We start from the raw sequence: 12,306 nt of genomic DNA on the forward strand, positions 1-12,306 counted from the left end.
GCTCAGGTCGGGCTAGCGAGCCTTGGCCGGGCGCCAGAGCAGGGCCTGGCGGCCGGCCTCGGGGTCGGCGCCATCCAGCAGCTGCAGCTCCAGCCACCAGGCCTCGCTGGGGGGCAGGCTCAGCCGCTCGGGCCATTCCACGGCCAGCACGGCGCCCAGCTCAAGCGCACTTTCCTCTTCCTGGGCCAGCAGCTCATCGGCCGCGCCCGCCTGCTCCAGCCGGTAGAGATCGAGGTGCACAAGCGGCCGCGCCGCTGCATCGGCTCCCCGCGGCAGGTAGTGCTGGGCCAGGGCGAAGGTGGGGCTGGTGATCGGTTCGTCGATGCCCAGGGCCGTGGCCAGGCCCTGCACCAGGCAGGTCTTGCCGCTGCCGAGGTCGCCCTGCAACAGCAGCATCGGCGCCTGGGCCGCCAGCCCCGGGCCCGTGGGCTTCAGCCACAGCGCCAGCGCCGCCCCCAGGGCCCGGGTGGCGCAGGCATCGGCGAGCTGCTGGCGGCGCCAGGGCGGGCTGGAGGGGCTCACGCGAATCGGGAAGCTGTCTGTAGATTGCCGCTCAAGCGAGCCCGAAGCCTCGGCGTCTCTGCAGATATTTCCCCAACCACGCCCTCCCAGCCGGGAGTGAGCTGTTCTTCAGGAGTCCCAACCATGGTGGCCACCCCCACTGCGCCCACGCTGCAGACCACATCGTCGTATGTGATCGCCGACATCGACCTCGCTGACTTCGGTCGCAAGGAGATCGCCATCGCCGAAACGGAGATGCCGGGCCTGATGGCCCTGCGCCGCAGCTTCGGCGCCCAGCAGCCCCTCAAGGGCGCCCGCATCGCCGGGTCGCTGCACATGACGATCCAGACGGCCGTTCTGATCGACACCCTCACGGCCCTCGGCGCCGAGGTGCGCTGGGCCAGCTGCAACATCTTCTCCACCCAGGACCACGCCGCCGCCGCGATCGCCGCCAGCGGCGTGCCTGTGTTCGCCTACAAGGGCGAAAGCCTCGATGAATACTGGGCCTTCACCCACCGCATCCTCGAGTGGGGCGATGGCGGCACGCCCAACATGATCCTCGACGACGGTGGCGATGCCACCGGTCTGGTGATTCTCGGCACCAAGGCCGAGCAGGATCCCTCCGTTCTCGATCACCCCTCCAACGAAGAGGAAACCGCTCTCTTCAACAGCATCCGCCAGAAGCTCGCGGTCCAGCCGGGCTTCTACTCCCGCATCCATGCCGCCATCCAGGGCGTCACCGAGGAAACCACCACGGGTGTGGCGCGGCTGTACCAGCTTCAGAAGGCCGGTGAACTCCCCTTCCCGGCGATCAACGTCAACGATTCGGTCACCAAGAGCAAGTTCGACAACCTCTACGGCTGCCGCGAATCCCTGGTGGATTCGATCAAGCGCGCCACCGACGTGATGGTGGCCGGCAAGGTGGCCCTGGTGATGGGCTACGGCGATGTGGGCAAGGGCTCGGCCCAGTCGCTCAGAGGCCTCGGCGCCACGGTGATGATTGCCGAGATCGACCCCATCTGCGCCCTGCAGGCGGCCATGGAGGGCTACCGCGTGGTGCGCCTCGACGACGTGGTGGCCGACGTGGACATCTTCGTGACCGCCACCGGCAACTTCCAGGTGATCCGCCACGAGCACCTGATCCGCATGAAGGATCAGGCGATCGTCTGCAACATCGGCCACTTCGACAACGAGATCGATGTGGCGTCCCTGAAGCAGTACAGCTGGGACAACATCAAGCCCCAGGTGGATCACATCCTGCTGCCCAGCGGCAACCGGATCATCCTGCTGGCTGAGGGCCGGCTGGTGAACCTGGGCTGCGCCACCGGTCACCCCAGCTTCGTGATGAGCAACTCCTTCACCAACCAGGTGCTGGCCCAGATCGAGCTGTTCACCAAGGGGGACCACTACGGCAAGGAGGTGTACGTGCTGCCCAAGCACCTCGATGAGATGGTGGCCCGCCTGCACCTCGAGAAGATCGGCGCCCGGCTCACCGAGCTCAGTGCCGAGCAGGCCGCCTACATCAACGTGCCTGTGGAAGGGCCCTACAAGCTCGCGCACTACCGCTACTGAGCTGATTCGTCGGTCTGGCGCCCCGGTCGGGCCCCCTCCGTGGGGGCCCTGGCCTGCGTTCAGAACGGCACTTCCTCCTCACTGGGTTCGCCACCGCCGTAGCCGCCCCCACCGCCGAAGCTGCCGCCACCTCCGCCCATGGCGCCCTCGGCGTCGCGGCGGGAGCCCAGCAGCTCGAGGCGATCCACCCGGATCACCGGTTTGGTGCGTTCCTCACCGCTGGTGCGGTCGGTCCAGCGGTCGAGCTTGAAGCTGCCGATGATCCCCAGCAGGGAGCCCTTGCGCACATAGTCGGCGGCCACCTGGGCCTGCTTGCCCCAGATCTCGAGGTTGAACCAGTCCGGTTCGTCGTCGCGGCTGCGCCGGTTCACCGCCAGGGTGAGGTTGGCCACCACGCTGCCGGACTCGAAGTAGCGCACTTCGGGATCGCGGCCGGCACGGCCGACGAGAGTGATGGAATTGACGCCCATAGCGGGTCTCCTTGGTCGATTGGATCAATGATGCGGCACCCCTTGAGGCGCCCTCAGCGGTTCAGTTCCACCCTGGGGGCCGGCTGTAACGCTCCCCGATGGTCCCCGTATGATGCGGGGCTGCCTCAACAGATGTCCGTGTTCTTTCGTCGTTTCCAGTTCTCCCGCGACATCGGCATCGATCTGGGCACGGCCAACACCTTGATGTATGTGTCGGGCAAGGGCATTGTGCTGCAGGAGCCTTCAGTGGTGGCCCTGGATCTGGAGCGCGGTGTGCCCCTGGCGGTGGGCGATGAGGCCAAGCTGATGCTGGGCCGCACCCCCGGCAACATCCGGGCCATCCGGCCGCTGCGCGACGGCGTGATCGCCGACTTCGACGCCGCCGAACAGATGATCAAGACCTTCATCCAGAAGGGCAACGAGGGCCGCGGCATCGTGGCGCCGCGGCTGGTGATCGGCATCCCCAGCGGCGTCACCGGCGTGGAGCGCCGCGCCGTGCGGGAAGCGGGGCTGGCGGGCGCCCGGGAGGTGCATCTGATCGATGAGCCCGTGGCCGCGGCCATCGGCGCCGGTCTGCCGGTGACCGAGCCCGTGGGCACCATGATCGTGGACATCGGCGGCGGCACCACCGAGGTGGCGGTGCTCAGCCTCGGCGGCACGGTGCTGAGTGAATCGGTGCGCGTGGCGGGCGATGAACTCAGTGATTCGATCGGCGTGTACCTCAAGAAGGTGCACAACCTGGTGGTCGGTGAGCGCACCGCCGAGGACATCAAGATCCGGATCGGCTCGGCCTTCCCCGACGACGAGCACGACGAGACCTCCATGGACGTGCGCGGCCTGCACCTGCTCTCCGGCCTGCCCCGCACCATCAACGTGCGGGCCGGCGACATCCGCGAGGCCATGGCCGAGCCCCTCAACGTGATCGTGGAGGCCGTGAAGCGCACCCTGGAGCGCACGCCGCCGGAGCTGGCGGCCGACATCGTTGATCGCGGCATCATGCTGGCCGGCGGCGGCGCCATGGTGCGCGGCATCAGCGACCTGATCAGCCACGAGACGGGCATCCTCACCCACATCGCCGAAGACCCGCTCCTCTGTGTGGTGATGGGCTGCGGCATGGTCCTGGAGGACTACAAGCGCCTGGAGCGCGTGCTGGACACTCCTGACTTCGTGCGCATGGCGGCCTGAGCTCCATGCCGTCGGACCGCCAGCCGCGACTGCCGCCGCTGCGCCGGCTCAGGGCCTTCTGGCCCTGGGGGCTGCTGCTGCTGGCCCTGGTGGGGGTCCGTCTCAGCAAGGGAGCTGGGCTGAGCGATGCCTATGCCCTGCTGAGTCGCCCGTTCTGGCCGGGCAGTGCCCAGGGGGAATGGATCAGGTCGGCCCAGCAGCTCGACCAGCAGACCCGCCTCTCGATGCTGGAGGCGGACAACCTGCGGCTACGGGAGCTGCTTGATCTGCAGCAGGCCGGCGGCAAGGCGATTCCTGCCCCGGTGATCTCCCGCACCGCCGGTGGCTGGTGGCGCCAGCTGGTGCTCGGGCGGGGCTCCCTGCAGGGGGTGGCGCCGGGCCAGGCGGTGGTGGCCCCGGGCGGTCTGGTGGGGCGGGTGGTCAGCGTGACACCCAGCACGGCCACGGTGGCCCTGCTCACCGATTCCAGCAGCCGGGTGGGGGTGTGGGTGGCCCGGGTCCGGCGCCATGGGCTGCTGGTGGGCCTCGGCACCCCCAGGCCCGTGCTGCGCTTCATCGATCGGGATCTCACCGTGCGGCCCGGTGATGTGATCGTGACCTCCCCGGCCAGCACCCTCGTGCCCCCCAACCTCACCGTGGGAGTGGTGCAGACGGTGGATGAAGACGCGGTGCCGGCCCCGGAGGCCGTGGTGCAGCTCAGCGCCCCCCTGGACGCGGTGGACTGGGTGCAGGTGAGGCCGCAGTGAGCGGCGCCCGGGCGGAGACCGGCCGATGAGCGGCCTGGCTCGCCAGCGCTGGTGCGCCGCCACACTGCTGCTGGTGCCCCTGCTCAGCCTGGGGTCTCCGGCCCTGTTGCAGCTGGCGGGGGTGGGTCCCAGCTGGGCGGTGCTCTGGCTGCTGCCCTGGTCGCTGGTGGATGGGCCCTGGTCGGGGATGCTGGCGGGGCTGATGCTGGGCCTGATGCTCGATGCCCTGCAGCTCGGCCCTGTGAGCCAGATTCCGGCGCTGCTGTTGCTGGGCTGGTGGTGGGGCCGGCTGGGACGCCGCCATCCCCGGCTGGAGCGCAGCTTCAACCTCGGCCTGCTGGCCCTGCTCGGCACGGCCCTGCTCGGCCTCAGCGTGATGCTGCAGCAGCACCTGGCGGGCCAGCTCGGCGCGGCTCCCCTGCACGTGCTCATGGCCCAGACCCTGCTCACCGCCCTGCTGGCGCCCATGCTGTGCTCCCTGCAGCTGCTGCTCTGGCGCCTGCAGGTTCCTGGACTGCGCAGTGACGTGATGGGAGGCGGAACCCGATGGCCTTGAGGCGGCGAGAGCTGTTGCGACTGCTGGCGATGGCCGGCGCTTCGGCCGGGCTCAGCGGAGCCCTGGGGGCCTGCGGCGGCCGCGGCGGCGGTGGAGTCGGCCCCGATGGCCGGCGCGAGCTGAACGTGTGGACCCTGGATCTGGCCCCGCGCTTCAACGACTACCTGGCGGCTGTGATCGCGGCCTGGGAGGCCCAGAATCCCGGCATCCGGGTGCGCTGGACCGATGTGCCCTGGGGCTCGGTGGAGCGCAAGCTGCTGGCTGCCGTGTTCGCCCGCACCGCTCCGGATCTGGTGAACCTCAACCCCCCCTTCGCGGCCAACCTGGCCAGCAAGGGGGGCCTGCTCGACCTGGAGCCCGTGCTGCCGGCGGGGGCCGAGCAGCGCTACCTGCCGCGGATCTGGCAGGCGGGGCAGCAGGACGGCAGCCAGTTCGCCATTCCCTGGTACCTCACGGCCAGGATCACGATGGCCAACCGGGAGCTGCTGCAGCAGGCGGGCTATGCAGCGCCACCGAGCCGCTGGGACCAGGTGCCCGCCTATGCCGAGGCGGTGCGGCGCCGCACGGGCCGCTATGCCCTGTTCACCACCGTGGTGCCCGACGACTCGGCCGAGCTGCTCGAGTCGATGGTGCAGATGGGCGTGCGGCTGCTCGATGACCGCCGCCGGGCCGCCTTCGACAGCCCCGCCGGCAGACGGGCCTTTGCGTTCTGGAGTGATCTCTACCGCCGGGGTCTGCTGCCCCGCGAGGTGGTGAGCCAGGGCTACCGCCGCGCCATCGAGCTCTACCAGTCGGGCGATCTCGCCCAGGTGTCCACCGGGCCGGATTTCCTGCGCAACCTCCAGACCAACGCCCCCGGCATCGCTGCACGCACCGGCCCCTTCCCACCCCTCACCGGCGCCGATGGCGCCGCCAACGTGGCCGTGATGAATCTGGTGGTGCCGAAGCAGAGCGCCATGGCGGCGGCGGCGGTGAGTTTCGGCCTGTTTCTCACCAACGCCGACAACCAATACCGCTTTGCCGAGGAGGCCCGGGTGCTGCCCTCGGCCGTCGCGGCCCTGGAACGGCTGCAGGCCAGCCTGCGCCAGCAGGAGAGCGGCGCCCCCGCCGAGCAGCAGCTGGTGGAGAACGCCCGCCTGCTCTCGGCCACCACCCTGGAGCGGGCCCAGGTGCTGGTGCCGGCGATCCCGGGCATCAAACGACTGCAGACCATCGTCTACACCCAGCTCCAGCGCGCCATGCTGGGCCAGAGCGACAGCGACACCGCCCTGGCGGCAGCGCGCCAGGAGTGGGACCGCTACGCGGCGTCCCGCTGGCCCTGAGCCGCGTAGCAGCAGCGCCCCCTTCTGTCTGTTTCTGCAGAAATGCTTAAGCCTGGGCAGAACGGAACTGCCGGAGCCGATCTGGGGGATGACCTTTCGCCTCTCTCAGGGGTATGGTTGCGATTCTTCATCCCCAGGCGCTGCGCCCATGCCCTCCGCGGACATGTCGATCACGCCAGCGGAGCCCAAGGCCACGCTGCTCGTAGTCGACGACGAGGCGGCCGTGCGGCGGGTGCTGCTGATGCGTCTCCAGCTGGCGGGCTACCGCGTTCTCTGTGCTGAGGACGGCGAAGAGGCCCTCACGCTTTTCCACCAGGAGCAGCCCGATCTGGTGGTGCTCGATGTGATGCTGCCCAAGCTCGACGGCTTCGCCGTCTGCCGGCGGCTGCGCGCCGAGTCGTGCGTGCCGATCATCTTTCTCTCAGCCCTCGATGCCATCGCCGAGCGGGTGTCCGGCCTCGACCTGGGGGCCGACGACTACCTGCCCAAGCCCTTCAGCCCCAAGGAACTCGAGGCGCGCATCGCCACGATCCTGCGGCGGGTGGGCCGGGGCTCGGCTGCCAGTGAGCCCAGGGAGGTGCCCAGCGGCAGCGGCGTGCTGCGGCTCGGAGACCTGGTGGTGGACACCAACCGCCGCCAGGTGACCCGCGAAGGCGACCGCATCGCCCTCACCTACACGGAGTTCAGCCTGCTGGAGCTGCTCTTCCGCGAACCCGGCCGGGTGGTGCCCCGGGCCGAGATCCTCGAGCAGCTGTGGGGCTATCCCCCCCGCCGCGCCGCGGACCTGCGGGTGGTGGATGTCTACGTGGCCCGGCTGCGGGGCAAGCTGGAGCCCGATCCCCGCAACCCGGAGCTGATCCTCACGGTGCGGGGCACCGGCTACGCCTCCCAGCGCCTTGGCGACGTGGGCCTCAGCGCCGCAGGCTGAGCCCAGCCGCAGCTGGGCTCCTCTCCTGCAGGATGGCTGCCAGCTGAGATCCTCATTCCCTTGTCGGAGCTGCGCAAGACCCGCCTGGAGAAGGCCCACACCCTGGCTGAGCTCGGCAAGGGGCCCTACGCGCTGCGTTTTGCCCCCACCCACCGCACGGCCGACCTGCAGGCCGCCTACGCCGACCTGGCCAACGGCGCCGAGGATGGTACCCCGGTGTGTGTGGCCGGGCGGGTGATGACCCGCCGGGTGATGGGCAAGCTCGCCTTCTTCACCCTGGCCGATGAGAGCGGCCCGATTCAGCTGTTCATCGACAAGGCCACCCTGGCGGCCAGCGATCCCGAGGCCTTCCAGCAGCTCACCTCCCTGGTGGATGCCGGCGACCTGATCGGCGTGGAGGGCAGCCTGCGCCGCACCGACCGCGGCGAGCTGTCAGTGAAGGTGACCGGCTGGACCATGCTCTGCAAGGCCCTGCAGCCCCTGCCGGACAAGTGGCATGGCCTGGCGGACGTGGAGAAGCGCTACCGCCAGCGCTACCTCGATCTGATCGTCTCCCCCCACACCCGTGAGACCTTCCGGCGCCGGGCCAGGGCGATCGGCGCCCTGCGCCGCTGGCTCGACGAGCGCGGCTTCTTCGAGATCGAGACCCCGGTGCTGCAGAGCCAGCCCGGCGGCGCCGATGCCCGCCCCTTCGAGACCCACCACAACACCCTCGACCTGCCGCTCACTCTGCGCATCGCCACGGAGCTGCACCTGAAGCGCCTGGTGGTGGGCGGCTTCGAGCGGGTCTATGAGCTGGGCCGCATCTTCCGCAACGAGGGGGTGAGCACCCGCCACAACCCGGAGTTCACCTCGGTGGAGGTGTACCAGGCCTATGCCGACTACACCGACATGATGGAGCTCACCGAGGCGTTGATCGCCCATGTGTGCCTGGAGGTGTGCGGCGGCACCGTGATCCCCTACCAGGGCAGCACGATCGACCTCACCCCCCCCTGGCGGCGGGCCACCATGCATGAGCTCGTGCAGCAGGCCACTGGGCTCGACTTCAGCCTGTTCAGCAGTCGGGAGGAGGCCGCCGCCGCCATGGCCGCCCAGGGTCTTGAGGTGCCGGCCCTGGCCGATTCAGTGGGCCGCCTCCTGGTGGAGGCCTTCGAGCAGCGGGTGGAGGAGAGCCTGATCCAGCCCACCTTCGTGCTGGATTACCCGGTGGAGAACTCTCCCCTGGCCCGGGCCCACCGCAGCAAGCCGGGCCTGGTGGAGCGCTTTGAGCTGTTCATCGTGGGCCGGGAAACCGCCAATGCCTTCAGTGAGCTGATCGACCCGGTGGATCAGCGGCAGCGGCTGGAGGCGCAGCAGCTGCGCAAGGCCGCCGGCGACCTGGAGGCCCAGGGCGTGGACGAGGACTTTCTCCAGGCCCTGGAGGTGGGCATGCCCCCCACCGGCGGGCTCGGCATCGGCATCGACCGCCTGGTGATGCTGCTCACCGACAGCGCCTCGATCCGCGATGTGATCGCCTTTCCGCTGCTACGACCCGAGTTGCAGCGCAGCCGGGACAGCGAGGACGCCTGAGCGGCGAGGCGCAATGAGATAATTGGAACGGTAGGCAATCTTCCCCAATGGGGGCAGCGATTCCATGAGTGGCGAGCGCGTCGGTTTTCGCTTCCAGCACGCAGATGCGGTGGTGAAGCGCAACCCCCAGGGCCGCTCGCGTCGCGGCTGGGTGATGGAGCCGGTCGAACAGACGACCAGCCGGGGCACCAAGATGCCCGCCTACCGGATCCGCTGGCGGGACAGCGAACGCCCCGAGATCGTGCTGCAGCACATGCTGATCGCCGATCCGGATCCCACCCCGCCACCCGAGGGCGTCAGCCTGGTGCCCCCCGCCCCCAAGGCTTGAGCCGGTAACCAGGGCCTAGGCGGGGCGCTCAGCCCTGGCGGCGACGCAGGCGCTCCAGGTCCTGTTCCGCTTCGAAGGCGGCCCAGTCCCGCTCCAGGTCGGTGCCGCCGGCGGCCCGGCGGGCCTGGCTCTGGCGGGCGGCCAGCTCAGCGATTCCCTGCTCGATCTCCGCGAAGCGGCTGCCCAGGGCGGCGAGTTCCTCCCAGTGGCGCCGGCCCTGCAGCATCAGCGCCTCCACCCGCGCCTCAGCCCGCTGCGCCAGGGCGTCGGCGCCGGCGGAGCGGGCCTTGAGGATGCGGGCCTGCCAGGAGCGGATCTCCTCGGCCAGCTGCAGCAGTCCCTGGCGCTGGCGTTCAGCCTGGCTCTGCAGGGCCCGGCGCTGGGCCAGCAGGTCGCGGCGCTGGTCGCGGTCGTTCTGATCCCGCAGCAGCGCTTCCTGTTCGGGGTTGGCGGCCAGAAAGGTCTCCAGCTGGCTCTCCAGCCGGGCCTCCAGATCCTCCAGCCAGCTCATAGCGGCGGCTGAACCGGGGTGGGCTCACCGGCGGGGGTGGTGAGCAGCGGCGCCTCGATCTCCTGCTGCAGGGGTGTGATCGCGGCCTCCCGGGAGCAGAGCAGCAGCTGGGTGAGGCGGGCCACGGCCCCTTCCCCCAGGCTGGCGTCGCCGATCCTGTCAAAGGCCCGGCGGTAGAGCTCCTCCAGCTCGCCCACCAGCTCCTCGCGCACCTGGCGCATCGCCGCCCGCTGTTCTTCCCGGCTCATGGTCAGCTCTCCCGCTGCACTGGCGCAGTCCCCGCCGAGTCTGCTCCCTGGGGGCCGCCCCGGCCCGCCGCCGCCGGCACCAGCAGGTGCAGCGACAGGTCGCCGGCGGGGTCGCTCCAGCGCCGCACGGCCCGCCAGCCCGCCGCTGCCGCCAGGGCGGTGAAGGCCTCGGGGCTGTACTTGACGCTGTATTCGGTGATCAGCTCCTCGCCCGCCCCGAACCGCCAGCGGCGGCCAGCCAGCTGCACCTCCTGCTCCTGCTGGCTCACCAGGGCCATGGCGATGCGGCTGTGGTCGGCTTCCCAGCGGGCCCGGTAGGCGAAGGCGCCGGGATCGAACGTGCCGCCCAGATCGCGGTTGAGGCGCACCAGCAGGTTGCGGCCGAAGGCGGCCGAGGCCCCGGCCGCATCGTTGTAGGCCGCCTCCAGCCGGGCCCTGTCCTTGGGTTGGTCGATGCCGATCAGCAGGCAGCTGCCGGGGCCCAGCAGCCGGCTGAACTGCTCCAGCAGCCGCCGGGCCTGGTCGGGGCTGAAGTTGCCCAGGGAGCTGCCCGGGTAGAAGCCCAGCAGGCGCTCGCCCTGCAACAGGGGGTGCTCGGGCAGCTGGGCCAGCAGGCTGTAGTCACAGCTGATGCCGAGCACGGGCACGGCCGGGTGCTGGGCCTGCAGGGCCTCGCAGGCGCCGGCCAGGTGGGTGGCGCTGATGTCCATCGGCACGTAGGCCGGCGGTCGCAGCGCCTTCAGCAGCGGCGCCACCTTGCGGGCATTGCCGGCGCCGAATTCCACCAGCACGCCATCGCCCAGGGCGGCGGCGAGCTCCGCGGCCCGGCTCTCCAGCAGGGCCGTTTCCACCCGGGTGAGGCTGTATTCGGGCTGGGCGCAGATCGCCTCGAACAGCCGGGAGCCCTCGGCGTCGTAGAGGAGCCAGGCGGGCAGCTGGCGCGGCTGCTGGGCCATCCCCTCACTCACCAGGCGCACCATGTCGGCGGGCTCGGGGTGCAGGTCGATCAGCTCGGTGCGGCTGGCGGGGGCGGTTGGCGGTGCGGTCACGCGGCTGAGGGGCTGAAGGGGCTGGGGTGATCGGGCGGGCTGGCCAGGTCGGGGCGGGCTGAGGGGCGGTCCTGGGCCAGCCGCAGGCCGGAGGCCATCCAGCGGCAGCCCGGCGGGAAGAAATTGCGGTAGGTGGGTCGAGCATGGCCCGGCGGCGTGAGGTAGGAGCTGCCGCGCAGCACCATCTGGGAGCTCATGAATTTGCCGTTGTATTCGCCCACGGCTCCCGGGGCGGCGCGGAAGCCCGGATAGGGGCGGTAGGGGCTGGCGGTCCACTGCCAGAGCAGGCCATGGGCCTGGGGCAGGCGCCCGGCCAGGGCTTCCCATTCGGCCTCCGTGGGCAGGCGGGCCCCGGCCCAGCGGGCAAAGGCGTCGGCCTCGAACCAGCTCAGGTGCCGCACGGGCGCCTCGGGGTGCAGCGGCTGCGGGCCCGCCAGGGTGAAGGCATAGGGCGCGGCCGTGCCGTCTCGCCAGTAGAGGGGGGCCTGCCAGCCCTCGGCCCTGGCCAGGGCCCAGCCCTCGCTCATCCACAGCTCCGCTCGGCTGTAGCCCCCATCGGCGATGAAGGCCGCGTAGGCGCCGTTGGTCACCAGCCGCTCGGCGAGGGCGAAGGGCTCAAGCCACTGGCGATGCCTGGGCGCCTCGTTGTCGAAGTGGAAACCGGCGCCGTCGTGGCCGATCTCCAGCAGCCCGCCGGGATGCTCCAGCCAGCCGGATGGCGCCGGGCCGGCATCGCCGCCCGGGAGCCAGCCGGCGCGGAAGCGCTCCTCGGGTTCGGCTGCGTAGCTGGGCTCGAGCGGGTTGCGGCTGAAGCCGTCCAGGAGGTCCATCAGCAGCAGTTCCTGGTGCTGCTGCTCGTGCTGCAGGCCCAGTTCCAGCAGTGCGTGGCTGCTGGATGACGGGTCCGGGCCTGGCTCCTGCTCCAGTGGCGCGAGCTGCTCCAGCAGCCTTTCCAGGGCCTGATCCACCTGCCGCCGCCAGGCCAGCACGGCCTCGATCGGCGGGCGGCTCAGCAGTCCCCGCTCGGGCCGCGGATGGCGCTCGCCGATCGTGTCGTAATAGCTGTTGAACAGGAAGCCCCAGGCCTGGGGCGCCGCCGTGAAGCCCAGCTCCGCCCCGGCCGCCTGCTGGGGCCGGAGCACGAAGGTCTCGAAGAACCAGGTGGTGTGGCCCAGGTGCCACTTGGGCGGGCTGGCGTCGGCCATGCCCTGCAGGCAGAGGTCTTCCGGCTGCAGCGGTGCGATCAGGTCGAGGCTGTGCTGACGCACCTCACGGAGCCTGGCCGGCAGGCCTGTGGTCATGGGAGTGCCGGGTGCAGGCC

At 70.6% G+C, this 12,306-nt stretch carries 14 protein-coding genes; 8 read left to right on the plus strand and 6 right to left on the minus strand.

Features of this window, described 5'->3' with window-relative positions; translation table 11 throughout:
- Positions 1-12 precede the first annotated feature (12 nt).
- Positions 13-522 carry a tRNA (adenosine(37)-N6)-threonylcarbamoyltransferase complex ATPase subunit type 1 TsaE gene (gene tsaE / locus CyaNS01_RS00560; RefSeq protein ID WP_225875714.1) on the minus strand — a complete coding sequence of 170 codons (510 nt, stop codon included), beginning with the start codon at positions 520-522 and terminating at the stop codon, positions 13-15.
- 123 nt (positions 523-645) lie between these two features.
- Here tsaE and ahcY point away from each other — a divergent pair, with 123 nt between their 5' ends.
- On the plus strand, positions 646-2,073 hold the full coding sequence (ahcY, locus tag CyaNS01_RS00565; protein WP_186698026.1) for an adenosylhomocysteinase: 1,428 nt from the start codon (positions 646-648) through the stop codon (positions 2,071-2,073).
- A 59-nt stretch (positions 2,074-2,132) separates the two neighbouring features.
- Here ahcY and CyaNS01_RS00570 read toward each other — a convergent pair whose 3' ends face one another.
- Positions 2,133-2,543, minus strand: coding sequence for a single-stranded DNA-binding protein (locus CyaNS01_RS00570; protein ID WP_186698028.1), 411 nt, complete (start codon positions 2,541-2,543; stop codon positions 2,133-2,135).
- A 138-nt stretch (positions 2,544-2,681) separates the two neighbouring features.
- Here CyaNS01_RS00570 and CyaNS01_RS00575 point away from each other — a divergent pair, with 138 nt between their 5' ends.
- From CyaNS01_RS00575 to CyaNS01_RS00605, 7 genes are all read left to right on the plus strand, one after another.
- Entirely contained in the window at positions 2,682-3,728 is a 1,047-nt protein-coding gene (locus tag CyaNS01_RS00575; RefSeq protein WP_304523750.1) for a rod shape-determining protein, read from the plus strand.
- Between the two features lie 5 nt (positions 3,729-3,733).
- Positions 3,734-4,474, plus strand: a complete 741-nt coding sequence (mreC, locus tag CyaNS01_RS00580; protein WP_186698032.1) for a rod shape-determining protein MreC — start codon at positions 3,734-3,736, stop codon at positions 4,472-4,474.
- 25 nt (positions 4,475-4,499) lie between these two features.
- Positions 4,500-5,030 carry a rod shape-determining protein MreD gene (gene mreD, locus CyaNS01_RS00585; protein WP_186698033.1) on the plus strand — a complete coding sequence of 177 codons (531 nt, stop codon included), beginning with the start codon at positions 4,500-4,502 and terminating at the stop codon, positions 5,028-5,030.
- A complete protein-coding gene (locus CyaNS01_RS00590) occupies positions 5,021-6,352 on the plus strand; it encodes a sugar ABC transporter substrate-binding protein (RefSeq protein WP_370561616.1) in 1,332 nt (443 codons plus the stop codon). Before mreD ends, CyaNS01_RS00590 begins: the two co-directional genes overlap by 10 nt.
- A 148-nt stretch (positions 6,353-6,500) precedes the next feature.
- Positions 6,501-7,280, plus strand: coding sequence for a response regulator transcription factor RpaB (gene rpaB, locus CyaNS01_RS00595; protein ID WP_225875715.1), 780 nt, complete (start codon positions 6,501-6,503; stop codon positions 7,278-7,280).
- 60 nt (positions 7,281-7,340) lie between these two features.
- Positions 7,341-8,849, plus strand: coding sequence for a lysine--tRNA ligase (gene lysS / locus CyaNS01_RS00600; protein ID WP_186698035.1), 1,509 nt, complete (start codon positions 7,341-7,343; stop codon positions 8,847-8,849).
- A gap of 64 nt (positions 8,850-8,913) precedes the next feature.
- The gene (locus CyaNS01_RS00605) at positions 8,914-9,177 is read left to right on the plus strand and encodes a hypothetical protein (protein ID WP_186698038.1); all 264 of its coding nucleotides are present in this window, start codon (positions 8,914-8,916) and stop codon (positions 9,175-9,177) included.
- Between the two features lie 28 nt (positions 9,178-9,205).
- Here the strand turns inward: CyaNS01_RS00605 and CyaNS01_RS00610 are convergent, their stop codons facing one another.
- The 4 genes from CyaNS01_RS00610 to egtB all read right to left on the minus strand — a co-directional run bounded on the left by CyaNS01_RS00610 (position 9,206) and on the right by egtB (position 12,286).
- A complete protein-coding gene (locus CyaNS01_RS00610; RefSeq protein WP_186698040.1) occupies positions 9,206-9,688 on the minus strand; it encodes a hercynine metabolism protein in 483 nt (160 codons plus the stop codon).
- On the minus strand, positions 9,685-9,936 hold the full coding sequence (locus tag CyaNS01_RS00615) for a hercynine metabolism small protein (RefSeq protein ID WP_186698042.1): 252 nt from the start codon (positions 9,934-9,936) through the stop codon (positions 9,685-9,687). The genes CyaNS01_RS00610 and CyaNS01_RS00615 overlap by 4 nt, the downstream gene beginning before the upstream one ends.
- A gap of 2 nt (positions 9,937-9,938) precedes the next feature.
- Positions 9,939-10,916, minus strand: a complete 978-nt coding sequence (egtD, locus tag CyaNS01_RS00620; RefSeq protein ID WP_186700005.1) for an L-histidine N(alpha)-methyltransferase — start codon at positions 10,914-10,916, stop codon at positions 9,939-9,941.
- 65 nt (positions 10,917-10,981) lie between these two features.
- On the minus strand, positions 10,982-12,286 hold the full coding sequence (gene egtB / locus CyaNS01_RS00625) for an ergothioneine biosynthesis protein EgtB (protein ID WP_186698044.1): 1,305 nt from the start codon (positions 12,284-12,286) through the stop codon (positions 10,982-10,984).
- Positions 12,287-12,306 lie beyond the last annotated feature (20 nt).

Origin of the sequence: Cyanobium sp. NS01, assembly GCF_014280235.1 — a bacterium.
In the GTDB taxonomy this organism is placed as follows: Bacteria; Cyanobacteriota; Cyanobacteriia; order PCC-6307; family Cyanobiaceae; genus NIES-981.